Here is a 24,320-nt window from a genome sequence, read left to right on the forward strand (position 1 = left end):
CGAGACGTACTACAACATCGACGGAACACTCAAGGGCACCAAGGAGCCGGCCGTCGGAGGCCTTGAGTCGGAGGCGATCGACTACGGCTACGACGACCTGGGCGACCTGACGGACTTCGGCGGACTGACCGGCTACCTGCGGAACGTGTCCTACTCGGCCCTCGGCGAGCCGTTGCAGCTGACACTGGGCACAGGAGGCACCGACAACAAGAGCATCTACGTCACCAACAGATACGAGACCGGAACCGACCGCCTCACCCGCAGCCACGTCACGGATCAGTCGCATCCCTGGATGCTGCAGGACCTCAACTACAGCTACGACGAGTCCGGCAACGTCACCGCGATCAGCGACCCGACGACGCTCGGCGGAGACAACTCGCCCGACACCCAGTGCTTCACCTACGACGGCCACCAGAGACTGACCGAGGCCTGGACGCCCACCTCACAGAACTGCGCGGACTCTCGCAGCGCAACCAGCCTCTCCGGCCCGGCCCCGTACTGGACCAGCTACACCTACAACAACGCCGGCCAGCGACTTACCGCAACGGACCACAAAAGCACCGGCGACACCAAGACCACCTACTGCTACACCAAGCCCACCCAGCCCCACACCCTGACCGGCACCACAACCAAGACCGACTGCACCAGCCCGGAACGCGCCTACAGCTACGACACGACAGGCAACACGACGCAGCGCCCCGGAGCATCCGCGGCGCAGAGCCTGACCTGGTCACCAGAGGGCAAGCTGACCAAGCTGACGGAAGCCGGAACCTCCACAAACTACGTCTATGACGCCAACGGCTCACTCCTGATCCGCGCCACCGACAACGGCGAGCGCGTCCTCTACGCCGGGGCCACTGAACTCGACCTGCGTGCCAACGGCACCGCCTGGGCGCAGCGCTACTACTCCGCGGGCGGCATCACGGCCGCCTTCCGCTCCAACGAGTCGGGAACCAACAAGCTCACCTACCTGACGGGCGACCACCACGGCACATCAACTTTGGCGCTGACCCCGGACACCGCCCAGACCTTCACCAAGCGCTACACCACCCCGTTCGGCGAGGACCGAGGCAAGCCCCAGTACGGCCCCTGGCCCGACGACAAGGGCTTCCTCGGCAAAACACGGGACACTAACACCGGCCTGACCCACATCGGCGCCCGCGAATACGACCCCGTGATCGGCCAGTTCCTCAGCGTCGACCCCGTACTCGCCCCGAACGACGTGCAGAGCCTTAACGGATACAGCTACGCGGCAAACAACCCCATCACCCAGAGCGATCCCAGCGGCCTGTGCCATCCAGACCAGTGCGGCATCGGTTATCCAATCGGCGGAACAGGTACGAACGGAACCGACAAAGAATACGTCACTAAAGCGCCTCCTGGGGCAGGAGGAGTCGGTGCTTCCGGATACAGCGGTGCGGGATATCAAGGTGATCTCCCTGATGCTGCCCATGGCGATTCAAACAACATGGTCCAGATTCAGGGTGTGTGGAATGTCAGAATTTATCCGGCCGTCTACGTGCCCGCGAACAACCCGCATCTTGAGCAGATCGCAGAAGCTTTCCATAAATGGGTCGACTACGTTTGCAACGCGCGACTCGGCTATGACTACGGCTGTATGGCTCCACGGGACGACGGGACGGACCCAAATGCCTATCAGCGAGTCAAGGGAAAGATGTTCTCCTGTAACCACGACTGGGACTGCGGTGCCAACTGGTTCAATCCGACCGATTTGGTGAAGGCCGGTGCGGCTTCTGGGCTGGTTGCAGGAAATGGTCGAATAGCTGGTCGCCTGGGACGGAGGGGCGGCCGAGGGGCTTCTGCGGGAGGGCCATGCAGCTTTGACCCGGACACGCCGGTTTTGCTGAAAAACGGCAAGACGACGCCCATCGGCACCGTGAAGCCTGGAGACAACGTCGCGGCGGCCGATCCTGAAACAGGCAAGCGCAAGGGCTCGAGAACTGTCACGGCCCGACTGGTCCACCACGATGACGACCTCGTAGACGTGACCATCGAAAGCGGTGGCGGTCGCAAGTCGGTCATTCACACAACCTCACGGCACCCCTTCTGGGACGACACCCTCAGCACGTGGGTCCCCGCCGGAAAGCTGAAGTCTGGGCACGCCCTCAATACAGCCACGAACAGACATGCGCGAGTCGTGGCCGTTCAGAACCAAGCCGGTGCCGCCGACATGTACAACCTTACGGTCGAGGACCTGCACACGTACTATGTGCTGGCGGGCGAGACGCCGGTACTCGTTCACAACAGCAACTGTGGTGTTCGGAAGCACGACAAGGCTCGGGGTGCCGCCGGTGTTGATGAAATGACGGCGACGTTCGAGAAGTTCTACAAGAAGTCCGATATCTACAGCGAGAGCTACGGGAACGGACTCGAACTCTGGACCCCCTACGGCAAGCGGCAAGTGGATATCGCGGTCAGGCAGCCAAACGGCAACCTTCACCTTTATGAGGTGAAGGTGAATAAATCGAACTACACGAGGGGTCAGCGAAGGAAGGACGAATGGCTAGCGAAGACGTACGGGTTTGAAACCTCGGTAGTCCGTCGCGGCACAGAGTGTCCAATCTGCAACCCCTAACCTGAGAGGATGGCCAGTGAGTAGCGACTTCGGCTTCTGGAAGCGTTGCATCGGGGACCCCGAGGAAGTCTTTGACGCCCTCGCTGAAGGCGACACCAGTGACCTCGTGGCAAGTCCTGACGTATTGCGGTTTCGGGAAGAACTGCTGGCTAGGTGGCCGGACGTGGCCGACGTTCTGGAGCCGTCCCAGTTTGACCTGGAGGAGGAGCCTGACGATGCAGCCAAATACGTCCTCCTGACCCTTTCGGTTCGCCAGCTCGACTATCTCCCAGAGATTCTCGGCATGGCGAAGAGGAACGGTCTCGTTGGTTTTAGCGGAGTGGCGGGCGAGCCAATCGCCTGATCCTCCACAGGGGTGGCCTGCCTCTTCGCTCAGGCGAATAGGCAGGGCCGCTTCATGCCCTGTATGGGGCATTACGTCCTGCCTTGACGGCAGTAGTTGACGGCAACGGCGGCGAACACCAGGAGTGTTCGCCGCTGTTGCCGTGCGTGGGTCAGGGGCGGTCGAGAGCGTTGCCGAGGGCGGTCATGGCTTCGCGTTGGAGGCGGAGTCGGACGTGGGCGTAGACGGTGGCGGTGACGCCGATGTGTGCGTGGCCGAGGAGTTCCTTGATCACTACGAGTTCGACGCCCTGTTCCAGGAGCAGGGTGGCGGTGGAGTGGCGGAGGTCGTGGAAGCGGATGCGGCGGAGGCCTGCCTTGCGGAGGAGCGTGAGGAAGGTGCGGGTGAGGTTGGTCGGGTCGATCGCACCGCCCTGCGCAGCGGTGAACACGTGCCCGCTGTGCTGCCACGCGGCGCCCGCGGCCTCCCGCTCGCGCTGTTGCTGCTCATGGTGGAGCTTCAGCGACTGGACGCAGCGGGCGGGGACAGCGATGCGGCGCTCGGAGGCTCGCGTCTTGGTGGGCAGCGTGGTGAGACCGCCGGCATTGCGTTGGAGTGTGCGGCGGATGGCGGCGGTGCCTGCGTCGAGGTTGAGGTCTTCCCAGTGGAGGCCGAAAAGTTCGCCTTTGCGGAGTCCGGTGTGGAGGGCGAGTTCGAACAGGGCGTGCAGCCGGTGGCCTTGGGCTGTGGTGAGGAGCTGGCGGGCTTCGTCGGCGGTGAGGGGTTCGAAGCGTCGGGGCCTTGGGGTGCCGGTGCGGACGTTGCGGGCGACGTTGCGTGGGATCTCTCCTTCGCGGACGGCGTGCTCCAGGGCGGATTTGAGCACGGAGTGGATGTAGTTCAACGTCAGCGGAGAGAGCAGCTTGGAGCAGCACTGGCCGATTGCGCAGCAGCGGGGCTGGTCGCGCCGGGCGTCGAGGCGGCGGGTGCAGCACTGGCAGGTGGTGCGGAGCTGGTTGAGCCAGGTGCGAATGTCCTTGGTGGTGAGCTTGGTGAGCTTCTTCTTGCCGAGGCCGGGGATGAGGTACCGGTTGACGCAGGAGGTGTAGCGGGTGTGCGTGTTCTCGCGGAGGTGGTGGACGGCGACGGTGTCGAGCCAGTACGTCAGGTATGCGGCCACGCTGCCCTGCGCGGAGGGGATGGGGAGACCGCGGTTGCTGGCGGCGATCTTCTCGGTGAGCTTGGCCAGGGCGTCCTTGCGGGTGGCGCCGTAGACGCGGACGCGGCGGCGGGTGTTGCCGGGGGCGAGGACGTATCCGGCGGCTTCCCAGCGGCCGTCCTTGCGCTGGTAGACGGTTCCGTCGCCGTTGGCGCGCACACGGCGGGAGGCGGGGGTGTCGCGAGGCGTGGCCATCAGGCAGCTTCCTGTTCGAGGCGGGCGCGGATGAAGTCGGTGAGGGCGTGGGCGGGGATACGGCGGGCGCGGCCGAGGGTGATTGAGGCGAGCTGCCTGGTGCGGAGCAGGTCGTAGACGGCGGAACGGCCGAGCTGGAGGCGGGCCATGACCTGGGGCACCGTCAGCAGATCCAGCGCTGGCTCTGTCTCCGGGCGGAGGACAGTGGGCGGGGGCAAGGTCATCAGCAGCCCCCTTCAGCCGCGAACTGCCGTTCCAGTTCTCTGCGGTGCCATACGGAGGCTGCAAGGAGTGCAGCGCCGGGGCTGGAGCCGGTGCCGAGGTAGTCCCAGTGGCCGACGACGAGAGTCGTGTCCGCATCGGAATCGGGGAGGCTGGCGTGGGCGTGGGCCTGTTCGGTGCGCCAGGCGCGGCGGGCGGCGCGCAGCGCGCCGAGGGTGGTCGAGTAGGCGCGGGACTTGGTGGAAAAGTGGCCCCGGAAGCCGAGCATGTGGTCCCGCTTCCAGAGCTTCAGGCCAGCGAGCTCGGGCAGCCTGCCGAGTTCCCAGCAGGTGCGGATCATCTGCCGCACGTGCCGGGCGACGGCGAGCCGTGGCAGTGGGCGGGCCTGTCCGGTGCCGTCGCAGGCGGTGCACGGGAGCGGGGTTCCGTGGGGGAGGACGGTTGCGCCGCGTCCCTGGCAGGGGCGGCAGAACAGGGCGCGGTCGAGGGCGCCGGAGGCGTCGGCGGACTTGGTGGCGTACTTGGCCACGTAGGCGGCCACGGGCCTGGTCGGTGAATTCGGCGTCAGCACCGAAGGCGGCGATCTCGCGTACGTCGAGTTGTTCACCCCAGGCGAGTTCGCGTTCCCCGACCGCGTCCGACTCAACCGTGACACGAACCCGTGCGGCGGCGGCGCGTACGGCGTCGGTGAGCACGGCGACGGTGGCGTAGGGCGGCGGGGGCTGGCTGGTGCCGTCGGGGCCGTCGAGTCGGATCACGGCGTGGAAGTGGACCAGGCCGCGCTGCTGGTACTCGGCGACCTTGGCGAAGGAGATCCGCAGGACCTCGTGGGCGGCCTTCTGGGTCATGCCGAGCCGGGCGGCGAGTTCGCGGCGCAGGTAGGTGGTGAAGCGGGCCCACAGGGCTCCGGCGTGGGCGTTGAAGAGGACCGCGCCCGCGTAGTCGTACGTCTTCGGGTTCAGCGGCGTGCCGAGCAGGGGGTCCGTGGGTTCGTGGAGCTTGCGGCAGCGGCAGGGACGGATGTCGCCGCCGGGGCTGGTGGGGTCGGTTGTGGACGGGGCCGAAGGACGGTGGGGTGAGGGTGACGAAGACGCGGGGGTGGGTGCGGACGGTGTCGGGGACGTTCTTGCCGCCGGAGAGGCCGGCGCGGATGAGGTGGTAGGTGTCAGCGGCGTAGAGGCGGGAGCAGGCCGGGCAGCGGGAGGCTCGGCGGTTCCCGCACGCGGTGAGCAGGCTGCCCGTGGGCTCCTCCGTCGTCGTGTAGGAGCGCAGGACCTCACCGGTCGCGGTGTCGACGGTGGTGCTCTGCCCCGTCAGGCGGACGGGTTCGGTGCAGCCCCCGAGGCGTTCGATCTGCTGCTGGGCGCGGTCGAAGTCGGGCTGGTTGGCGAGGTGGAGCAGGTCCCGCACGGCGGGGCTTGCCACGTGGCGCAGGTCCAGGGTGACCATTCGGGGCGTGTCCCTTCTGTCGGGTGGGTGCCCCCGAGCAGCAACCAACCAGGCGAGGAGGCGTGTTGGTGCTGCTCGGGGCATGACGAACCAGGCCCATGGGGTGGGCGTGGATTTCAGGGAGGGGTGATCCGGCCGGTGGCCGGGTGGCTCAGAGTTGAGCGAGGGCGGCGGTGGCCACCGGCAGGGCGATGCCCATGCGGGTAGCGAGCTGGGCGGCGGTGACCGGTGTTCCGTGCTCGGCGTGGTGGGTGTCCGCGATGCGCCGGGCCGCACTCAGCAGTGCGGCGGGCAGGCGCCGGGCGAGGGCCGGTGGCAGGGGCCTTGGCGACGGCCGGGGCGGAGCCGGGCGCCTCCATCACGGCGGGTGCTTCGGCCAGGGTCGGCGCAGGTGTCGCGGTGGGGACCGGTTCAGGGGCCGGGGCCGGGGGCGCGGTCTCGGGAGCGGGCGCGGTAGTGGGCACCGGCTCGGCGATGGGCGCGGGGGCTGGGGTGGTTGTGGTGGCGTCCTCCTGGTGTGCGGCGGTGTGGAAGTGGGCGAGGAAGGTGGGGCCGACGTGGCCCCAGCCCAGGAGCAGGAGCGGGGCGACGGTGTCCAGGCAGGCCCGGCCGTAGCGTCCGGTCAGCAGGGGTTCGGCGGTGTTCAGCGCGAGGGTGAGCAGCCCGCACAGGTGCAGCAGCCGGGTGCCGGCCTTCAGCTCCGCCTTGGGGACGCCGCGCAGGGCCAGGTACCGGAGCGCGACCAGGAGGCCGACGACGGACAGGTCCACCATGGGCGCGATCAGCGGCGCGATCGGGCGGGGGACGCCGAGCCGCAGGGCGAGCGCCCAGACGTTCCCGAAGGAGAAGACGAAGGCCAGGACCGCGATGACCGCCATCACCATGGTCACGGTGCGCCGGGTGAACCGTTCCTCCACCATGCGCGGAACCTCCTCTCAATGCGTGGGATCGGGGGCGTTCAGGGCTTGGACAGGGAGACGACCGGACCGTCCGGCCCTTCGTCGTCGCCGGGGTTCGTGTTGCTGGTGGTGTCGAGGAGGGCGTCCAGACACAGGGCGGGGTCGGCGGTCAGGTGGGAGGTGGCTTCCGCGATGCGGGCGGCGTCGGCGTCGGCGACGTACGGGGTGCGGATGCGGGTGAAGCCGGGGCGGCCCTGCATCGCCATCACCGCGACACCGACATAGGTGGGGTCCTGCAAGGTGACCGGGCTGGCATCGGGCCAGTTGCGGATGTCGTCGCCGAGCGCGGCCACCGCGGCTTCCACCGTCTTCTGCGCGAACGAGAGCCCCACGGGGCACACATCGCGGATGAAGGTCGGGATGGCATCCCCGGTGGTCTTCTGGCTGATCAGGATGGTCAGGATGCCGACGCTGCGGCCCTTCTTGACCAGATCCTCCACCAGCCGGGTGTTCTCCGCCGTCAACGCGGCCAAACGTTTCGTCTCGGCGTCGCTGCCCTTGTACTCACGGAAGAACGTGTGCGCCTCATCGATGAGCACCACCGTGAGCGGCCACAGCCGCGAGGGGCCGACGTGCCACATGTTCTTCACGCCCAGCACGTCACGGATCACTGAGGACCGCCGCCGACGCAGCTCCACCAGCCGCTTGAACAGCGCGTTTGCCTCGTCCAGGTCGTCACCGCAGAACGCGAACATCCGCTTGACCAGGTCCGCGTAGTCGCCCTCCGAGGCCCGCGACACCTTCCCGTCGAAGCCGACGAACTGCACGGCCGCCGACGGCGCGAGGTCACAGACGAACTTGTTCACCGCCGAGGTCTTGCCCGCACCCGGGGTGCCGGCCACGGTCACCCCCGGCACATTCGCCAAGGACACGCACACCGGCGCCGCATACTCGTCCACCCCCAACTCCCAGCGCGACACCTCCTCCAGCGGGCGGCCGGTAGGCCGGTGCTCGGTCGACGTGGTCAAAGGGTCGGAGCGCACGCCACGGATCACCACCCGGCCGGGCCCGTCCGGCAGGACGGAGACCCGTGTGCACCGCCAGGCGTCCGCCAGAAAGCGTGCCGCCTTCTGGTACTCCTCCAATCCGACCTGCGGCAGCGTCCTGGCCCGCACGATCACACCGAACCGGTCCGGCTTCACCTTGATCCTGGGAGTCAGCACCCGAGGGGCCGGGGCAGGGCCGTCCTTCTGCGTGGTGATCTGCGCCAGCAGACCCGGCGTCTTGTCGGTAACCGTCAGTCCGGCCATCCGCGCCAGGCGCACCCAGCCCCAGCGCACCCGCACGGCCTGCCGCATACTGACCCGCGTGCCCCGGTCGGCACGGACGTAGCGCGCCATCGCCCACAGCAGCCACGCGCCCGCCAGCACGGCCACGATCAGCAGCACCTGCGGCACGCGGTCGGTCAGATCCTCCACGTCAGTCCCCCTCGGCCTCGGATATCAGGCGGAGTATCTCGGCCAGGTCCAGCCCGGCCGCGTCCGCCGGGTTCAGGCCAAGCAGTCCGAGCACAGCACCGGAGACGGCGAACGCCGCCTTGCCCTCGGTGCCCGGCAAGGGCCGCAGCGCGTGCAGCCTCCGCTGCGGCCCCCGGTTGCCACGGCCGGTCACTGGGCCGCCTCCGCCGCGACCAACTCCAGGCGGGCGGCGCGGTAGGCGACGCCGTCGGAGAGCTGACCGTTGAAGATCCGCGCCCACGGGGTGGCGAACAGTTCCACCGGCCGGACCATCACACCCGGCTTCAGTCCCGCTGCGAGGCCCGTTTCCGGGACGGTGATCTTCAGGACCTCGGCCCGGCCGTCCTCCATGAGCATCACGGTCACCGTGTACAGCGACGCGCCGGTCTCCCGGTCGGTGGCGACCCGCAACACGGATTCGAGACATGGCCATGCCATCACACCCCTTGATCGATGGGGCCGCTTGATCGGCTCGCTAGGAGCATAAAGAGATCATCGTTTAACTTGCAAGGTCGATTAGATCGTGAAGACGATTAGGTTGCGAGGTGCTCAGGTGGGGAACACGTGGATGTGCCTGTAGCGCTAGGGCTGGCCGGCGATACCGTGGTGGCATGACCCTGCCCTTGGACGAGGACTCCCGGCCGCCGTACCTCCAGGCCGCCGAGGCCCTGCGGGACGCGATCTTGAACGGCGAGTTCCGCCCCGGCGAGCGCCTGCCCTCGGCCAACGTGCTGCGGGACCGGTTCGGTGTCTCCAGCTCCACCGTCCAAAACGCCCTGCGTGTGCTCAAGCAGGAAGGGCTCGTCTACTCCCAGCTCGGTCGCGGCAGCTACGTCAGCGCCTCAGCCGGCCAGAGTGCCAGACCAGCCGACGACGACCACGGCGATGCCGAGTCCGAAGGCCCGGACTGGCCGGTCGACCTCATCCGCAACGAAGACAGCCGCCCGCCGTACGTTCAGGTGGCCGACATCCTCCGTCGCGAGATCGAGGAAGGTACCTATCCTCCGGGCTCCCAGCTACCCCCGGCCCGTGAGATCCAGGAGCGATTCCAAGTCGCCAACTCCACCGCGCAGAACGCCTACCGGAGCCTCAAGCAGGCAGGACTTGTGTACGCGGTCAAGGGGCGCGGTGTCTTCGTGCGCCAGGCCCCGGAGCCGGGCAAGCACCGCGGGCCGATCACGAACTACCTGCTGCGAGACGAGATCGCCCGCGAGGCCCGTGCGGCTGCCGCCGAGTTCGCCGACCTCAGCGATGACGAGTTGCTGGAGCGGGAAGCGGAGCTGGACCGGCGATGGGTCACGATCCGCGAGGAGCATCAGCGAGTCTTCAACGAGCGCCGGAAGGTAAAACGCGAGAAGAGCCGACGCGGCCTGTTCCTGCCACCCCTCCATGACGACGACACCACGTCGGACGTGTCGCCGAGCCAGAAGCTGGAGGCCGCACTGGCCGAGTCGAGGGAACGCCGGCAGCAGCGCACCTGATCGACAGTTTGACAGATCGATCAGTGGTGAGCTGTTCAGAGTTTCTTTACTTGATCAAGAAGGGCGCCCCGCTTTCGCGGGCCGCCGCGCGTCGGCGGCCGGTGGCCGCCGCCCGCTCCTGTCTGCCGCCCCGCTGGCGACGGCCACCGGCCACTCGGCGCGCAGTGGCAGGCAAGCGAGCCGACTCCGATCTCGGAAGCAACCGCAGCGGCGCCGCCAGGCCGACTCCGCCGAACGCCGCACAGCACCACGTCAGGCTGCGACAACCGAAGGCCGACCACGATCGATCGTCGTCGGCGTGGGGCACAGACGAAGCCACAGATCGAGCAGCCCGTCCCGCTGCCGAGCGGCCAGGCCGGAGCGGGGCGGATGCTGTGACGGAAGGAAGAGGCGTGGTTGAGGCCGGTGCGGGGTTGCTGGAAGCACACGTGGCGGGTGATCTGTCGGCGCACCCGCCGTCGTGGCTGACTTTCTGTGGCTGAGCTTGAAGGAGCGACGGGGATCAGGTGACCAGCGACGGTGGTGCGAGCGTCCGTGCTCGGTCGTACAGGTCGAGCGCCGTTGCGTTCTTCAGATGAGGGCGCAAGAGACCGAACATCGCCTTCACGCGCTCGTCGGCGCGGCCGGACTGCACCTTGGGGTAGTCGTCGAGGGCCTGGTGCCAGGTGACGCAGGCCGCTTCCAGGTGGCCGAGTTCCAACTGCCTCTCGGCCAGCAGTCCGCGACGGTGTACTCGTGTGCGCTGGTACGCGCTGGGGCGGAGCCGGTCCGCTTGTTGCATGGCTTCGACGGCTCCGGCCTTGTCACCGAGTTCGTAACGCACCTGGCTGACGTGGTAGTTGAGCGAAGAGGGGTCATACGAGCCGAACGCCTTGCCGCGTGACTCGGCACGGTCCATGGCCGCCTCGGCCTCCCGGATGTAGCGCAGCGCGCCCGCACGGTCGCCGGTCTGCGCGGCGGCGTGTGCCTGCTGGCCGACGAGGAAGGCCAGCATCCGAGGGCCGGCTTTCGGGGAAGCCGCGGCAGCGGCATCGGCCAACTCCATAGCCTTCGCCCCGTGGCGGAGGTCGACCGCCTGGACGCTCATGCCCCGCAGGGTGGTGCAGTACGTCAGGTGGTCCTCGGCAGCGCCTGCCAGCTCCAGAGCCTTGACGTAGTAGCGCTGCGCGAGACCGTGCAGACCTTCGTCCACGGCCATGTAGCCGGTCAAGTAGAGCAGGTCCGAGGCGGCGGACAGTATCGCCTTGCGTACATCCTCAGGCGCGTCAGCGCGCAGGTACGAGGCCACAGTGTTGACCATGAACGAGGCCGCCATAGGGCGTGCGTGACGGCCGCCGAACTCATCGTCCAGCTCCGAGACACGCTCGGTCATGGCAACGACCATGTCCACTTCGTTCATGCCGATGCGACTCGTGCGGCCGGACCGAATGGCATCGGCACGCCCAACCACATCAGGCCAGCCGGGAATGGTGACGGCCACGGAGAACAGGCCGGCACCCAGGACACTGCGGCGGGACGGGTCCATATCCAGCCTCCCCAGGTCGATCACCCCTTCCACGGTATCCGCAGCCGCGGAGGAGCGATCGCGTGGAACCGGCAGCCCGGCCTCGGCATGGGTGACGGGTCGGCCAAGGCGGCGGGAGAGAGCTTCGAGGATGCATCCGCGCACCGCGCCGCGAGGGACGGTGCCCCCGAGCCAGTGACTCACCGCCGACTCGTCATAGCACAGGGGGATTCCGGTCTCGGTGCCGACGCGGTTCACCGCCCGCGCGAACTGGCGGTGAGTCCAGCGGCTCTCGGTGAGCAGGCGCCCGAGCGCCCCGTTCGGTTCACGCTTGGCCATGCCCTCAACTCCCCGTGACCTTGCGAACTTTCAAGGCTTTCAAGTCCTGGCGCTGCGGCAACCGTACCGCTGAGCGTGGTCGTGCGGTTGCGTAGAGGCAGCAGGCAACGGCGAGTCCTCGCCGCAGCCGTCGTCTGAAGGGCTGAGGGATGAGAAGCGAAGCACGGGCCCGTCTGGCCCGGATGACCGAGGAGCGGGGCATGGACGGGGTGTTGAGGATCGACACCTACGAGGGCGCGGACCTGCCGCCGGGTTCGAACCGGTTCTCGCCGTGTCTCTGCCCGCGGCACGGGAGTGCCACGCCCGAGTACGGCGCGGAGAAGCTGAGCGTCGCAGTACGCGAGGCCAACCAGCGCAGCCGCGGAGAGCGGCTGTGAACCGGTTAGCCGCAGCCGTCGGCCGCTACGCCGGACCACTCCTGATCATCACCATCTCGGGATCGGTCGGCTTCGTCCTGGGCGTCGCCGCCGCATCCACACCCGCCTGACTCCTCCCCGTCACGCATCCAGGCTCCCCACCTGTGATGAGGGAGGGCCCGCCGTCGGAAGCGGTGGGCACCCCGTCCGGCTGCCTTCTTCGCAAGGGTCGGGCAGCCGGACGGGTCCAACTCCGCAGCATCCGCCGCGGAGTCCACTGAAAACCGTAAGGGAGAAAACGCCGGCGACCTGATCACCGGCGTCCCGGCCGTCGAAGCCGCGCTGCTCGACAAGATGCCGGGCGGCGGCGACAACAACGGCGACCACTGCAGCAAGTGATCCAGGGCTGACGCCAGGCGGGGCGGGGCCGTACGCGGCCCCGCCCCGCCGCACGACATCGGAAAGGGACGACATGCTGTCGATGCGTCTGCGCCTGGATGATCTCCAGGAGCCCAAGTGGAGATCGCAGGGCGGCCGTTGGACCAACGGCGAGCGCTGGATCGAGCCCGCGAACGTGTCCACTCTGGTCATGGAGGTCAACGACGACCAAGCGCCGCGCGTACGGGTCCGGGTGAAGGAGTGCAAGCGGGACGAGGCCGACTTCGTCGAACTCACGATGGAGCCGGGGGAAGCCCGTCTGTCGGCGGGTGTCTTCGGCACTGCCCCGCTCTATCTGACGGAGAAGGCCGAGGAGCTGCACGCCTCGTGGGACCTGACACTACTGCGACCGTATATGCAGGCCGATCGCCTGGTGTCGCGCGTTGTCGCCCGAACGCTGACGAGGCAGCACCGCTACACGTCCGAGACGCTCTTCGAAGGCGTCTACCGCCTCACCGAACGGGCAGCGGCCACGTTTACTCCTTCGGGACTCAGCATCCACTACCCCGACCCCGCCGAACACGTACTTGAGCCACGTACGCTGCGTGCCGGCGTTGATCCACTTGCCGCTCTGGATGAGTTGCTGACCGACGTAATCCGCCAGGCGCCGACGGCAACCGGATGCGTGGGCGTCGAACTGTCCGGCGGCGCGGACTCCGGGAACGTCGCCCTGGCCGTCAAGGCGGCCCGCTTCCCCGAGGTGTACAGCTTCGGCCTGCTGGTGGGAGGAAGCACCGGCAGGCAACAGCGCGAGCGCCGTCGGGTCCTTGTGGAGCACTGCGGCTTCCGAGACACGGCCACCCCCGCCATGCAGCACCCACCTTTCTGCCCCGGAGGCGTACGCGCTCTGCGCAAGCCGCACGATCCGGCGGGAGCCTTCTACCAGGAGGCCTTCGACGTCGTTCGCGAGCAGGCAGCCGCCCGGCGGTGCGAGATCATGTTCACGGGCAGCGGCGGGGACGAGATCAACGCCCACCACTCCAGGACGCGGGCCGAACTGCCGATGCCCGAACCCGTACCGTGGCTCGGAGCCAAGGCAGCCCGAGCGCTCACCGAGGTGAACGAGCACCTGGCGCCCATCCCGGTACTGCCCGTACCGACCCTGATGGCGTTCGGGATGCACAACCCCGGATTCCTCCGGGCCGGAATCTGGCCGGTGAGCCCGCTCGTGCACCCGCGGATCGTGCGGTTCATGGAGCAGCTGCCGCGCGAGCACAAGCGCGGCAAGGCGCTGTTCCGCGACCGGATCAGACGGGCCGGGCTGCCCGAGTGGGTAGCCGCGCCGGCCGAACCGGAGAACTTCCTGGCCGCCCTGGAGAAGGGCCTGCGGTCCTACGGTCTGCCCGTACTGGACGACATGCTGGAGGAGTCCATCCTGGTGGATCTCGGCTACGTTGACGGCAAGGCGCTCGCCGAGGCACGGAGGGATGCCGACGCTGCCCCGGTCGTTCCCGATCTGCTATGCGACGTGCTCGCCCTGGAGATCGGACTGCGAAGCCTCATGTGACCAGCCCCGACACGGAAGCCGAGCACGTGGAAGCCACCAACATCCTGTACCGCGATCCGGCACTCTACGACGTGGTCCAGTCCGACAGTACGAGCGCCGGAATGTGCCAGACCCTGATCGAACTGCACCGCCCGGACGCCCGGACCCTGGTCGACTTCGGATGTGGCACCGGCCGGGACCTTGAGATCCTGGCCAAGCACTTCGAGTGCATCGGCGTGGACCTGCAGCCCGGCATGGTCGACCACGCCCACCGGGCCCGGCCGGATCTGGACATCCGTACCGGCGACATGCGCACCGTACGACTCGGCCAGCGCATGGACGTCGTGACCTGCATGGGCAACAGCCTCGCCTACGTGCACGACAACAACGAGATCGACCAGGTCTTCGCCACCTTCGCGGCCCACGCCCAGCCCGGCACACTGCTCGTGCTGTGCTCCCCAATCGCCCCGATCACCCGGACCGAGCCGATCACCGCCACGGTGGACACCCCGAGGGGACGCGCTACCGTCACCATCCGGCACGAGTGGGACCTGCGGACCCAGATCAACACCATGCACCGGCACTGGGCGCTCCCCTCAGGTGCCGAGGCCCGAGACGAGATCCGCAGACGTGTGTTGTTCCCCCGCGAGCTGGAGCGCTACGCGGAGGGCGCCGGCTTCAAGGTCCTGGACATGCTCGACGGCACAGGGGAAGGGCTCACCGGCTCAACCGCATACACCGTGGCCCGATACACCCGGCAGTGACCGGCGGAGCGGAAGTCGCGCCAGCGCCAGCCACCTGACCCCTGACGGCAGTAGCGACGGCAACAGCCACGGATTTCCACGCACAACCACGGGCGCCAGCGGAACGCAAAACCCGCGCTGACCAGCGAAGAAGCAGGTAGAGCGGTGCTGCGTAGCACACGTACTATGTGCTGGCGGGGGAGACGCCGGTCCTCGTTCACAACAGCAACTGTGACCTTCCGGAGGGGTATACCTCTTCCCCTGCGCTCAAGGGTGACCCCTACCATCCGGACTCGGTGGCTGAGCGCAGTCGGCAGAACCGAGAGCTGTACGCCGGGACCGTGGCTGATCGGGCAGGCGCACTTGGGTACAGAACGAGAATTCCCGCGCAGAAAGCGCGGTTCAATTCGCATGGTCAGGTCGTCTTCTCCAACGGGAAGAACTACATCACGCCTGATGTCGATGGCCATAACGTGACGGACGGTTGGAAGATGTTCAACCGCAGAGGACAACGGATCGGAACCTATGACCCAGATCTCAACTACCTCAAGGAATAGCGGATTCTCGATCGAGGTGATCGACGATTCGGTTTCGGGGGGCGCGACCCCGTCACCATCTGAGGCTGTCGGCAGGATCTGGGTCGGCAGCTTCACGGAGACGTTCCTGATGGATCTGAGCTTCTGGTCGGTGGATGAATACCGTCGAAGCTGGGAGGGCGCTCTGAGGAGACTCGAAGGCTCCGAGAAGGAGATCTCTTGCCTCATTGCTTCGATCACCGATCCAGCAGCCAGTAATTTCATCTCCTGCTGGCCAATGTATCGGGACGGGGATATGATCCACGTCCAGAATTCGCTCATCTTCCTGGATGAGCTCGATGAACCCTTCGACCCGCAAGAGCCGTGGCGGTACGTAGAGCCTCACCGTGAAGTCGACGAGGATGGGAATCGCATCTCCGAGTGGGTGACGAGCGTGTCCGAAGTGCGGCAGTTCCGTGAGTCCACCTGGGGCTTGTGAGGGCACGCAAGCGCAAATATGAAGCCCCGCCAGGTTGCTTCTGGCGGGGCTTCTGCACGTCGTGACGGCAGTAGTTGACGGCAACGTCAGCGGACGAAGGCGGCGCAGGACGGCGGCTCATCGCCGTCGCTGTTGGCCGTCTCGGTGGTTTCGGGGCTGCCGAGTGCGGTGCTGAGGGTGTCGATGGCGTCGCGCTGGAGGCGGAGTCGGACGTGGGCGTAGACGGTGGCGGTGACGCTGATGTGGGCGTGGCCGAGGAGTTCCTTGATCACGACGAGTTCGACTCCCTGCTCCAGGAGCAGCGTCGCGGTCGAATGGCGGAGGTCATGAAATCGGATGCGCCGGAGGCCGGCCTGCGGAAGCGCATGGTGAAGGTCCGGGTGAGGTTGGCCGGGTCGATCGGCCTGCCCTGCGGCGTGGTGAACACGTACCCGCTGTGCCGCCACGCGGTGCCCGCGGTATCCCGTTCGCGCTGCTGCTCCTCATGGTGGTGCTTCAGCGACTGGAGGCAGCGGGCAGGGAGGGCGATGCGGCGCTTGGAGGACCGGGTCTTGGTGGGCAACGTGATGAGTCCGCCCGTGCTTGTGCGCTGCAAGGTGCGGCGGACGGCAGCCGTGCCCCGGTCAAGGTCGAGGTCTTCCCAGCGGAGGCCGAGAAGTTCGCCTTTGCGGAGTCCGGTGTGGGGTGCGAGTTCGAACAGGGCATGGAGCCGGTGTCCACGCGCGGCTGTGAGGAATTGGCGGGCTTCGTCGGCGGTGAGGGGTTCGAAACGTCGGGGCCGTGGGGTGCCGGTGCGGACATTACGGGCCACGTTGCGAGGGATTTCCTCCTCGCGCACGGCGTGCTCCAGGGCGGACTTGAGCACAGAGTGGATGTAGGTGAGCGTCAGCGGAGAGAGCAGCTTGGAGCAGCACGTTCCGACGGCGCAGCAGCGGGGCTCATCACGGCCCGCATCGATGCCGCGCGCGCAGCACTGGCAGGTGGTGCGAAGCTGGTTGAGCCAGGTGCGGACGTCCTTGGCGGAGGGGCTTGGCGAGCTTCTTCTTGCCCAGGCCGGGGACGAGGTACCGGTTGACGCAGGCGGTGTATCGGGTGTGTGTGTTCTCGCGGAGGTGGTGGACGGCAACGGCATCGAGCCAGTACGTCAGGAATGCGCCGACGCTGCCCTGTGCGGAGGGCACGGGGAGGCCGCGGTTGCTGGTGGCGATCTTCTCGGTGAGCTTGGCCAGGGCTTCCTTGCGCGTCGTGCCGTAGACGCAGACGCGGCGGCGGGTGTTGCCAGGGGCGAGGACGTATCTGGCGGCTTCCCAGCGGCTGTCCTTGCGCTGGTAGACGGTGCCGTCGCCGCTGGCGCGGACGCGGCGGGAGGCGGGGTTGTCGCGGGGTGTGGTCATCAGGCGGCTTCCTGGTCGAGTCGGGTGCGGATGAAGTCGGTGAGGGCATGGGCGGGGATGCGGCGGGAGCGGCCAAGGGTGATCGAGGCGAGTTGCCGGGTGCGGAGCAGGTCGTAGACGGCGGAGCGGCCGAGTTGGAGTCGGGCCATGACCTGCGGAACCGTCAGCAGTTCCTCGGGCGTGCTCGGCCCCTGGTGCGCGGCGGGTGCCTGCATGGTCATCAGCAGCCCCCTTCGGCGATGAACTGCCGTGCGAGTTCTCTGCGGTGCCAGACGGCGGCGCCGAGAAGTGTGGCGCCGGGGCTGTAGCCGATGCCGAGCTAGGTGTATTGCCCTGAGAGGTTAGGAACGCGGCTGGCGGGTGGTTGGCCCTTCAGCGCGGTGTGTCCGCGGTGGTGATTGTAGGTGTGCAGCCAGTCGGGGAAGGCGTCGCGTCGTTCCTGTTCGGAGCGGTAGGGGCGGGCGTAGGCCCACTCGTCGAGCAGGGTGCGGTTGAAGCGTTCGACCTTGCCGTTGGTCTGCGGCCGGTAGGGCCGGGTGCGCTTGTGGGCGATCCCGGCCGCGGTGAGGGTGTCTCGCCAGTCGCGTGAGCGGTAGCAGGAGCCGTTGTCGGTCAGGACCCGCTCGACGGTGATCCCGGCGGTGGTGAAGAACGCATGGGCCCGTTGCCAGAAGCCGGTGGCGGTCTCCTTCTTCTCGTCCGTGTGGATCTCGCTGTAGGCGAGGCGGGAGTGATCGTCGACGGCGGTGTGCAGGTAGCTGTAGCCGGCGCCGGAGCGGGTCTTGCGGCCCGCTTGCCGGCCCAGGACCTTGTGCCCGCCGCCGTCGGGGATGTTGCCGAGCTTCTTGATGTCGACGTGGACCAGTTCGCCGGGCTTCTGCCGTTCGTAGCGGCGTATGACGCGGCCGGTGGCCCGGTCCAGGTGGGTGAGGCGGGCCAGGCCGAAGTGGGTCAGGACGCGGTGCACGGTCGAGGGCACCAGTCGCAGAAGGTGGGCGATGCGGGCGGGTCCCCAGCGGCGCAGCACGCGGACCTTGATGATCCGGCGCTCGGTGCGGGTCGGGGTGCGGCGCGGGCTGGTGTGCGGGCGGGAGGAGCGGTCACGCATCCCGGCCTCGCCGGACTGCCGGTAGCGGTCGGCCCAACGTTGGGCCGTGGTCGGGAAGACCTGGAAGCGTTTGGCGGCCCTGCGCAGGGGCCAGCCGTCCTCGACCACGCATCGGGCCAGGCGCAGACGACCGGTCTCGGTCAGGGGTGCATTACCTGGGGCAAGAGGGCCTTCTCGGTGCTCGGTGGCGATGTCGCAATCCACACCGAAGCCGGAAGGCCCTCACTTGTTCAAGACCATCAAGTCGTGCCGTCCGTCACCAACCTCTGTGGACAGAACAGCTAGGCCGTGGCCGACGATGAGGGTGGTGTCCGGGTCGGGCTCTGGCTGGCCGGTGTGGGCGCGGGCCTGTTCGGTGCGCCAGGCGAGGCGGGCATCGCGCAGCGCGCCGAGCGTGACGGAGTAGCGGCGGGACTTGGTGGAGAAGTGGCCCCGGAAGCCGAGCATGTGCGCCCACTTCCAGAGCTTCAGGTGGTCGAACTCAGGCAGCCTGCCCAGCTCCCAGCAGGTGCGGATCATCTGCCGCACGTGCCGGGCGACGGCGAGCTGGGGCAGCGGCCGGGCCTGTCCGGTTCCGTCGCATGCGGTGCACGGGAGTGGAGTCCCGTGGGGCAGCACGGTGGCGCCGCGGCCCTGGCAGGGGCGGCAGAACAGGGAGCGGTCGAGGGCGCTGGAGGCGTCGGCGGATTTGGTGGCGTACTTCGCCACGTAGGCGGCCACGGCCTGGTCGGTGAATTCGGCGTCGGTGCCGAAGGCCGTGATCTCGCGTACGTCGAGTTGTTCGCCCCAGGCGAGTTCGCTAGCGTCGTCTCCAACGGGGAGCGAAGCTCCCATCGCCCCACCATCGGCCGACGAGCGTCGAGCCTTGAGCGACGACCGACTCAGGATCCGTCGACAGCTGGTGACCGAGCTGACCAGAACCTGGCTTCCGGCGCAGCAAGCTGTCCCGGCGGACGCGCTGATGCAGCAGGATCAAGTGCCTGCCCGCTCGCCGGCCCGGCGCACGGCCCCTACCCGTACCCGACCCCCACCCCAGGCAGGCGACCGGCCCAAGATCCCGCCGGCATTTGCGAGGACCGGCGCACGCACGTTCGGAGATCAGCTCCGTGGGGTGAAGCCCGGTGTCAGCGCGGGTCAGCCCCCGTATGCTGGTCTCGGTAGCCACATCCCGTCCCGTGGAGGTCCCGATGAGCACAGCCGACGCGGAGTACTCCGGCTGTCCACCGCTTCGGCCCCGCGTTTCGGTCGAGGAGCTGCTGGCCGCGAAGAACACCCAGCCGATCCGGTCCCTGGACGACCTCGCCGCCGACACCTTCGAGTCGGACGAGGAACTGGAGGAGTTCCTGGCCTTCACGTACGCCGAGCGCCACCGCGACGTCGCGTGAGCCGCCATGCAACCCGTCATCCTCGACACCGACGTCGCCTCGCTGTCCCATAAGCGCAAGCTCACCGGCCCGCTCGCCACCAGGCTGATCGGCCGCAAGCCGCTGATCACCTTCGTAACCTTCGGTGAACTGACCAAGTGGACCGAGATCCGCCACTGGGGCACCCGCAGCCGCCAGGAACTCGCCGACTGGCTCTCCGGCATCCCGATCCTGCCTGGCGATGAAGCCGTCGCCGCAACCTGGGGCCGCCTGTCAGCGGCGGGCATCCAGCGCGGACGCCCACGCCCGATCAACGATATGTGGATCGCGGCCTGTGCCCTCACCTACGACCTGCCGCTGGCCACGCTCAACCTCAAGGACTACGAGGACTTCCGAGCCCACCACGGTCTGCGCATCCTCGGCGCGGAGTAGCTGCTCGCCGCTGGCGCAGCCAGACCCGGTTCCCAGCCGAGGCAGTGGCCCGTGACCAGGCTAGCCAGAAACTGGCTGCTGGCGCGTCGCCTCCGACGGGGAGCGAAACTACCGGCCCCCTCCGAGCGGCGACCGCCCCGGCCCCCGCAACGCCAGACTGGCGGACGGACGAACCTTGCTGCGCGCCGATCGAGGGCCGCCTCGGAGGCCCGCCGCCGAGGCGGCGCGAGGCCCCAGCTCTGCCTGATTGGTCTAGGCCTTGACGGCAGTAGTGACGGCGACAACCATGAACAACCCCGGCCGAAACCGCACCCCAGCGGAACCACCAAACACCGTTTGATCTGCGAAAACGCGGGTAGAGAGGGGTCGGGTAGCACACGTACCATGTGCTCAGACCCGCGATTCGCGGCCACGTCGCCGACCACGCGCCTCGACTGGCGTACGCCCCTGGTAGCAGCCGTCCGGCCGGGGGAAGCGGTGTGAGCATGAGACAGACCGCTCGGCAGGCCAGAAGAAGTACGGGAACGGGGATGGCCACGGGGCCGAGGAAGGGCATGGGGCCGTGGCTGCGCTACGGGGCCGGCGGGGTGGCCGTGACCGCCGCCGCCGTGGTGGGGTCGCGTGCCGTCGACGCCGAGAGCCGCTGGTACAAGTCGCTGGGCAAGCCCGGGTGGCAGCCGCCGACGTGGGCATTCGGTGCTGTCTGGACGCCCTTGTACGCGACGATCGCCTACTCCGCCGGACGAGCACTGGGCACGGTGGAAGGGCGGGAGCGCAGTCGTCTGGTGGGCAGCCTGGCCGCCAATCTGACACTGAACGCGGGATGGAACTGGCTGTTCTTCGGCTTGCGCAGCCCCAGGGCCGGCCTGCTGGGCACCGTGCTGCTCGACCTCAGCAACGCGGAACTCATCCGCCGCACCGCCCGAACCGACCGCGCGGCGGCCGCCGCCCTGCTCCCGTACGCGGCCTGGTGCGGCTTCGCCACAGCACTGAACGGCTCCCTTGCCCGGCGCAACTGAGGGGCGCCGCCCCGGCGCCCAGTACCACTGGGCGGCGGCGAGTTCCAGAACGCCAAGCAACCCGGCCCCCTTCTGCCGGGCCGCGAAGGTGCGGGCGCACTCGACCCTCAGGCTTTCTCCCTCGGCGGAGCGCTGACGATCACACGCGCGGCTTCGGCGCGATGCGCCTGGCGGGGGGCACATTCGCGGTACATCCGCCGGCCGGCGCGAGATCGCCGTAGGGGCATCGGGGTGCTCCGCCGGGCGGTGGAGCCGGGCGTGATCGGCAGCGTTCGGGGGCCGCGGAAGCGACCTCGGAGAGCACCTGAAGTAGCACCGCCCACGAGGCTCTCACGGCCACACCGACGGCCGCTGGTCCCGACGGCAGCGCACGCCAGCCACTTGAGCAAACTAGAAATCAAAAGCCTGACCTGCGGAGACGCGACACGGAGAGGTTGGTCGGCGCACACGCTGTGTGCTTGCTGAGGTCACACAGGCCCTGGCGGGCAATGCCGGTGGATGCCCCGATTCGGATGCTGCCTCGCAGAGTGGGACGCGTCCAGCCAAGACTCATCCGGAACAGGTGGCGGTCGACTCCTTTCCCGCCACCTGTGCGCGGCGTGAGCCCCCTCCAGGCCGCGCACCCGCTCCCCGACCCCTACGCCGAGCGCAACATGTCCCCCAACGCCCCCAGAAACCCGTCCACCACCTCAGGCCCCCGCACCGCCACCCGCAGCCACTCGTCCCCCAGCCCGGGAAACGTGTCCCCGCGCCGCACCGCGTACCCTCGCTCGCGCAGCCGGCGCCGTACCTCCGCCGCCCCAGGCAAGCGCACCAGCACGAAGGGGCCCTCGGCCGGCTCCGCCACCCGCACCCCGTGGGCCGCGAACGCGTGCAGGCCCGCCACCAGGTGGGCGCGGTCCGCCGCGACGCGGTGGGCCGACGCTTCCGCTTCCGCCAGGGCGTGCGGCTCCATGCACGCCTCCGTCGCCGCGAGCGCCGGGGTGGAGACCGGCCAGAGCGGCTGGGCGCGTTCCAGTGCGGCGACGGTCTCCGGGGCGGACAGGACGTAGCCGATGCGCAGACCGGCCAGGCCCCAGGTCTTGGTGAGGCTGCGCAAAACCACCAGTCCGGGCATGTCCGTCCGGCCGGCCAGGGACTCCCGTTCGCCCGGTACGGCGTCCATGAAGGCCTCGTCCACGACCAGCACCCGCCCTGGGCGGGCCAACCGGGCGATCATCGCCGCCGGGTGCAGTACCGACGTCGGGTTCGTCGGGTTGCCGATGACGACGAGGTCCGCGTCCTCGGGGACGGCCGCCGGGTCGAGGCGGAAGCCCTCCTCCGCGCGGAGCAGCACCCGGTCCACCGTGTGACCCGCGGCCCGCAGTGCCGCCTCCGGCTCCGTGAACTGCGGGTGGACGACGACCGGTCGCCGTACCTTCAGCGCGCGCGCCAGCAGCACGAACGCCTCCGCCGCCCCCGCCGTCAGCAGCACCCGGTCCACCGGCAGCCGGTGCCGCGCCGCCACCGCCGCCCGTGCGGTCCGGCCGTCCGGGTAGGCCGCCAGACCGGTGAGCGACGCGGCGATCCGGTCCCGCAGCCAGGGCGGGGGAGTGTCCGCGCGGACGTTCACCGCGAGGTCGATCAGCGCCGCCCCGTCGTCCCGTACCTCCGCGTCCCCGTGGTGCCGCAGGTCGTGAGCGTCGTGTACGTGGTGGGCGTCCCCGTACGAGCCCTCAGTGCGCATGCGAGGGAGAGTGCCCTCCGTGATGGTGGTGGCCGTGTCCGTGGCCGTCGTCGTCCGGGTGGAAGTGCGGCTGCTGCGGCAGCCCCACCTTGTCCTCGAAGCCCGGCAGCGCGATGCGGTACACGCACGAGTCGCAGTTCATCCGCAGGTCGCCCTTCACCGCCTCCTCGTACCGTTCCAGCACCAGATCCAGCAGCTCGGGCTCCGGCCCGATGACGTCGGCGGACCGCACCTCGACCTCCGGATGTGCCGCCGCCCAGTCCCGCGTCTGCTGTCGCACCCGGTCCGGCAGGATGCCGGTGAACAGGAAGTAGGGGAGGACGACGATCCGGCGCGCGCCCAGCCGCGCGCACCGCTCCAGGCCGTTCGGCACGTCCGGTGCGGCCAGCGACACGAACGCCGTCTCCACGCCCGCGTACCCGCGTCCCTCCCACAGCAGCCGGGCCGCCTTGAACACCTCGGCGTTGGCGTCCGGGTCGGTCGAGCCGCGCCCGACCAGCAGCACGGTCACGTCCGACCGGTCCGCGGCGGTGCCCTCCAGGGCCTCCTCCAGCCGCCGCTGAAGCACCCGCAGCAGCGCCGGGTGCGGGCCCAGCGGGCGGCCGTAGGTGTACGAGATCCCCGGGTGCCGTTCCTTCTCGCGGGCCAGTGCTGCCGGGATGTCGCCCTTGGCGTGCCCGGCGGACACCAGCATCAGGGGGACGGCCGCGAACCGGCGCACCCCTCGCGCCACCATGCCGGCGACCGCGTCGGCCAGCGGCGGCGGGGACAGCTCGATGAAGCCGCCGGCGACGGGTACGTGGGTCAGGCGGAGCTGCAACCGCCGGACGAAGTCGCGGAACGCCTCGGCCCCGGCGTCGTCCCGGGTGCCGTGACCGGCGATGAGCAGGGCGGGCGGCGGGGTGGTCACGATCGCTCCTCGGAGTGTGAGACGGGGTGGTACAGCAGGGCGTTGAGCGCGGCGGCGGCGACCGCCGAACCGCCCTTCTCGGACACGTTGCTCACGGCGGGCAGCCCGCTCTCGCGCAGCGCGGCCTTGGACTCGACCGCGCCGACGAAACCGACGGGCAGACCGATGACGAGGACCGGCGCCGCGTCCAGGGTCAGCAGCTCCTCCAGCGCGGTCGGAGCGTTGCCGATCACCCACAGGGCGCCCGGGCCGACCTGTTCGTAGGCGAGCCGGACGGCGTGCGCCGAACGGGTCAGCCCCGGCCCGGACCCGGCGTCCCGCAGCCGGCAGACGGTCTCCCGCCGGGTGATCCCGGCGCCCACCATCTCGACGTCCACCACCACGGGGGCCCCGGCGTGCAGCGCCGCGTGCGCCGTCGCCAACTCGCCCTCGTCCATGACGAGATCGTTCGCGTACTCCAGGTCGGCGGACGAGTGGACGACCCGCTCCACCACCGCCCGGGTCAGCGGCGGGAAGTGCGAGGTGTCCAGGCGGGCGCGCAGCCGCCGGTAGGACTCCCGCTCGATCGGATGCACCACACGGGTCAC

General features: G+C 68.8%; 24 protein-coding genes and 3 pseudogenes. 11 read left to right on the plus strand and 16 right to left on the minus strand.

What is annotated here, in order from left to right; translation table 11 throughout:
* Positions 1-2,596 (plus strand): polymorphic toxin-type HINT domain-containing protein (locus ACWDUZ_RS28750; RefSeq protein WP_451634707.1); only part of this gene is annotated, 2,596 nt, incomplete at its 5' end.
* 16 nt (positions 2,597-2,612) lie between these two features.
* Positions 2,613-2,939: a hypothetical protein gene (locus ACWDUZ_RS28755; protein ID WP_451634708.1), complete on the plus strand. Its 327-nt coding sequence runs from the start codon at positions 2,613-2,615 to the stop codon at positions 2,937-2,939.
* 151 nt (positions 2,940-3,090) lie between these two features.
* Here the strand turns inward: ACWDUZ_RS28755 and ACWDUZ_RS28760 are convergent, their stop codons facing one another.
* From ACWDUZ_RS28760 to ACWDUZ_RS28795, 8 genes and pseudogenes are all read right to left on the minus strand, one after another.
* Complete coding sequence (locus ACWDUZ_RS28760; RefSeq protein WP_451634709.1) at positions 3,091-4,332, minus strand: tyrosine-type recombinase/integrase; 1,242 nt, start codon at positions 4,330-4,332, stop codon at positions 3,091-3,093.
* Complete coding sequence (locus ACWDUZ_RS28765) at positions 4,332-4,556, minus strand: helix-turn-helix domain-containing protein (RefSeq protein WP_451634710.1); 225 nt, start codon at positions 4,554-4,556, stop codon at positions 4,332-4,334. Before ACWDUZ_RS28765 ends, ACWDUZ_RS28760 begins: the two co-directional genes overlap by 1 nt.
* The gene (locus tag ACWDUZ_RS28770; RefSeq protein ID WP_451634711.1) at positions 4,556-5,095 is read right to left on the minus strand and encodes a replication initiator; all 540 of its coding nucleotides are present in this window, start codon (positions 5,093-5,095) and stop codon (positions 4,556-4,558) included. The genes ACWDUZ_RS28765 and ACWDUZ_RS28770 overlap by 1 nt, the downstream gene beginning before the upstream one ends.
* Before the next feature lie 82 nt (positions 5,096-5,177).
* Positions 5,178-6,087, minus strand: a pseudogene (locus ACWDUZ_RS28775) (replication initiator); the annotation flags it as partial.
* Positions 6,088-6,119: 32 nt separating this feature from the next.
* Positions 6,120-6,923 carry a DUF2637 domain-containing protein gene (locus tag ACWDUZ_RS28780; protein ID WP_451634712.1) on the minus strand — a complete coding sequence of 268 codons (804 nt, stop codon included), beginning with the start codon at positions 6,921-6,923 and terminating at the stop codon, positions 6,120-6,122.
* 38 nt (positions 6,924-6,961) lie between these two features.
* Positions 6,962-8,380, minus strand: a complete 1,419-nt coding sequence (locus ACWDUZ_RS28785) for an FtsK/SpoIIIE domain-containing protein (RefSeq protein ID WP_451634713.1) — start codon at positions 8,378-8,380, stop codon at positions 6,962-6,964.
* Position 8,381: 1 nt separating this feature from the next.
* Positions 8,382-8,573: a hypothetical protein gene (locus ACWDUZ_RS28790; protein ID WP_282698281.1), complete on the minus strand. Its 192-nt coding sequence runs from the start codon at positions 8,571-8,573 to the stop codon at positions 8,382-8,384.
* Complete coding sequence (locus ACWDUZ_RS28795; RefSeq protein WP_451634714.1) at positions 8,570-8,857, minus strand: hypothetical protein; 288 nt, start codon at positions 8,855-8,857, stop codon at positions 8,570-8,572. Before ACWDUZ_RS28795 ends, ACWDUZ_RS28790 begins: the two co-directional genes overlap by 4 nt.
* A gap of 173 nt (positions 8,858-9,030) precedes the next feature.
* Here ACWDUZ_RS28795 and ACWDUZ_RS28800 point away from each other — a divergent pair, with 173 nt between their 5' ends.
* Complete coding sequence (locus ACWDUZ_RS28800; RefSeq protein WP_451634715.1) at positions 9,031-9,900, plus strand: GntR family transcriptional regulator; 870 nt, start codon at positions 9,031-9,033, stop codon at positions 9,898-9,900.
* 502 nt (positions 9,901-10,402) lie between these two features.
* Here ACWDUZ_RS28800 and ACWDUZ_RS28805 read toward each other — a convergent pair.
* The gene (locus ACWDUZ_RS28805) at positions 10,403-11,743 is read right to left on the minus strand and encodes a tetratricopeptide repeat protein (protein WP_451634716.1); all 1,341 of its coding nucleotides are present in this window, start codon (positions 11,741-11,743) and stop codon (positions 10,403-10,405) included.
* A 149-nt stretch (positions 11,744-11,892) separates the two neighbouring features.
* Here ACWDUZ_RS28805 and ACWDUZ_RS28810 point away from each other — a divergent pair, with 149 nt between their 5' ends.
* From ACWDUZ_RS28810 to ACWDUZ_RS28830, 5 genes are all read left to right on the plus strand, one after another.
* Positions 11,893-12,120: a hypothetical protein gene (locus ACWDUZ_RS28810; RefSeq protein WP_229886607.1), complete on the plus strand. Its 228-nt coding sequence runs from the start codon at positions 11,893-11,895 to the stop codon at positions 12,118-12,120.
* 451 nt (positions 12,121-12,571) lie between these two features.
* Positions 12,572-14,044: an asparagine synthase gene (locus tag ACWDUZ_RS28815; protein WP_451634717.1), complete on the plus strand. Its 1,473-nt coding sequence runs from the start codon at positions 12,572-12,574 to the stop codon at positions 14,042-14,044.
* Positions 14,041-14,787 carry a class I SAM-dependent methyltransferase gene (locus ACWDUZ_RS28820; RefSeq protein ID WP_451634718.1) on the plus strand — a complete coding sequence of 249 codons (747 nt, stop codon included), beginning with the start codon at positions 14,041-14,043 and terminating at the stop codon, positions 14,785-14,787. Before ACWDUZ_RS28815 ends, ACWDUZ_RS28820 begins: the two co-directional genes overlap by 4 nt.
* Positions 14,788-15,062: 275 nt before the next feature.
* Positions 15,063-15,323, plus strand: a complete 261-nt coding sequence (locus ACWDUZ_RS28825) for a toxin C-terminal domain-containing protein (RefSeq protein WP_451634719.1) — start codon at positions 15,063-15,065, stop codon at positions 15,321-15,323.
* Entirely contained in the window at positions 15,292-15,780 is a 489-nt protein-coding gene (locus ACWDUZ_RS28830; RefSeq protein WP_451634720.1) for a hypothetical protein, read from the plus strand. Before ACWDUZ_RS28825 ends, ACWDUZ_RS28830 begins: the two co-directional genes overlap by 32 nt.
* A gap of 86 nt (positions 15,781-15,866) precedes the next feature.
* Here the strand turns inward: ACWDUZ_RS28830 and ACWDUZ_RS28835 are convergent.
* The 4 genes and pseudogenes from ACWDUZ_RS28835 to ACWDUZ_RS28850 all read right to left on the minus strand — a co-directional run.
* Positions 15,867-17,174, minus strand: a pseudogene (locus ACWDUZ_RS28835) (tyrosine-type recombinase/integrase).
* Positions 17,174-17,395, minus strand: coding sequence for a helix-turn-helix domain-containing protein (locus ACWDUZ_RS28840; protein WP_451634721.1), 222 nt, complete (start codon positions 17,393-17,395; stop codon positions 17,174-17,176). The pseudogene ACWDUZ_RS28835 and the gene ACWDUZ_RS28840 overlap by 1 nt, the downstream one beginning before the upstream one ends.
* A gap of 98 nt (positions 17,396-17,493) precedes the next feature.
* Positions 17,494-18,474 carry an IS481 family transposase gene (locus ACWDUZ_RS28845; RefSeq protein WP_451634786.1) on the minus strand — a complete coding sequence of 327 codons (981 nt, stop codon included), beginning with the start codon at positions 18,472-18,474 and terminating at the stop codon, positions 17,494-17,496.
* Positions 18,475-18,570: 96 nt separating this feature from the next.
* A pseudogene (locus tag ACWDUZ_RS28850) lies at positions 18,571-19,104 on the minus strand (replication initiator); the annotation flags it as partial.
* 365 nt (positions 19,105-19,469) lie between these two features.
* Here ACWDUZ_RS28850 and ACWDUZ_RS28855 point away from each other — a divergent pair.
* The 3 genes from ACWDUZ_RS28855 to ACWDUZ_RS28865 all read left to right on the plus strand — a co-directional run bounded on the left by ACWDUZ_RS28855 (position 19,470) and on the right by ACWDUZ_RS28865 (position 21,097).
* Positions 19,470-19,667 (plus strand): hypothetical protein, encoded by a 198-nt coding sequence (locus tag ACWDUZ_RS28855; RefSeq protein WP_451634722.1) that lies wholly within the window; start codon positions 19,470-19,472, stop codon positions 19,665-19,667.
* Between the two features lie 6 nt (positions 19,668-19,673).
* Positions 19,674-20,078 (plus strand): type II toxin-antitoxin system VapC family toxin, encoded by a 405-nt coding sequence (locus tag ACWDUZ_RS28860; protein ID WP_168488495.1) that lies wholly within the window; start codon positions 19,674-19,676, stop codon positions 20,076-20,078.
* Between the two features lie 530 nt (positions 20,079-20,608).
* On the plus strand, positions 20,609-21,097 hold the full coding sequence (locus ACWDUZ_RS28865) for a TspO/MBR family protein (protein WP_451634723.1): 489 nt from the start codon (positions 20,609-20,611) through the stop codon (positions 21,095-21,097).
* A gap of 637 nt (positions 21,098-21,734) precedes the next feature.
* On the opposite strand, the gene cobC is transcribed toward ACWDUZ_RS28865, so the two are convergent.
* From cobC to ACWDUZ_RS28880, 3 genes are read right to left on the minus strand one after another with little or no spacing between them, the layout of a single operon-like run.
* Positions 21,735-22,823 carry an Rv2231c family pyridoxal phosphate-dependent protein CobC gene (gene cobC, locus ACWDUZ_RS28870; RefSeq protein WP_451634724.1) on the minus strand — a complete coding sequence of 363 codons (1,089 nt, stop codon included), beginning with the start codon at positions 22,821-22,823 and terminating at the stop codon, positions 21,735-21,737.
* Positions 22,813-23,733, minus strand: a complete 921-nt coding sequence (locus tag ACWDUZ_RS28875; protein ID WP_451634725.1) for a sirohydrochlorin chelatase — start codon at positions 23,731-23,733, stop codon at positions 22,813-22,815. Before ACWDUZ_RS28875 ends, cobC begins: the two co-directional genes overlap by 11 nt.
* Complete coding sequence (locus ACWDUZ_RS28880; protein WP_451634787.1) at positions 23,730-24,320, minus strand: precorrin-8X methylmutase; 591 nt, start codon at positions 24,318-24,320, stop codon at positions 23,730-23,732. The genes ACWDUZ_RS28875 and ACWDUZ_RS28880 overlap by 4 nt, the downstream gene beginning before the upstream one ends.

Source organism: Streptomyces sp. NPDC003393, from assembly GCF_053589015.1.

Coding starts and splice junctions, on each gene's coding strand:
- ACWDUZ_RS28760 (WP_451634709.1), bottom strand. CDS start 4,332: ATGGCCACGCCTCGCGACACCCCCGCCTCCCGCCGTGTGCGCGCCAAC.
- ACWDUZ_RS28765 (WP_451634710.1), bottom strand. CDS start 4,556: ATGACCTTGCCCCCGCCCACTGTCCTCCGCCCGGAGACAGAGCCAGCG.
- ACWDUZ_RS28780 (WP_451634712.1), bottom strand. CDS start 6,923: ATGGTGGAGGAACGGTTCACCCGGCGCACCGTGACCATGGTGATGGCG.
- ACWDUZ_RS28795 (WP_451634714.1), bottom strand. CDS start 8,857: ATGGCATGGCCATGTCTCGAATCCGTGTTGCGGGTCGCCACCGACCGG.
- ACWDUZ_RS28800 (WP_451634715.1), top strand. CDS start 9,031: ATGACCCTGCCCTTGGACGAGGACTCCCGGCCGCCGTACCTCCAGGCC.
- ACWDUZ_RS28805 (WP_451634716.1), bottom strand. CDS start 11,743: ATGGCCAAGCGTGAACCGAACGGGGCGCTCGGGCGCCTGCTCACCGAG.
- ACWDUZ_RS28810 (WP_229886607.1), top strand. CDS start 11,893: ATGAGAAGCGAAGCACGGGCCCGTCTGGCCCGGATGACCGAGGAGCGG.
- ACWDUZ_RS28815 (WP_451634717.1), top strand. CDS start 12,572: ATGCTGTCGATGCGTCTGCGCCTGGATGATCTCCAGGAGCCCAAGTGG.
- ACWDUZ_RS28830 (WP_451634720.1), top strand. CDS start 15,292: ATGACCCAGATCTCAACTACCTCAAGGAATAGCGGATTCTCGATCGAG.
- ACWDUZ_RS28840 (WP_451634721.1), bottom strand. CDS start 17,395: ATGACCATGCAGGCACCCGCCGCGCACCAGGGGCCGAGCACGCCCGAG.
- ACWDUZ_RS28855 (WP_451634722.1), top strand. CDS start 19,470: ATGAGCACAGCCGACGCGGAGTACTCCGGCTGTCCACCGCTTCGGCCC.
- ACWDUZ_RS28860 (WP_168488495.1), top strand. CDS start 19,674: ATGCAACCCGTCATCCTCGACACCGACGTCGCCTCGCTGTCCCATAAG.
- ACWDUZ_RS28865 (WP_451634723.1), top strand. CDS start 20,609: ATGGCCACGGGGCCGAGGAAGGGCATGGGGCCGTGGCTGCGCTACGGG.
- cobC (WP_451634724.1), bottom strand. CDS start 22,823: ATGCGCACTGAGGGCTCGTACGGGGACGCCCACCACGTACACGACGCT.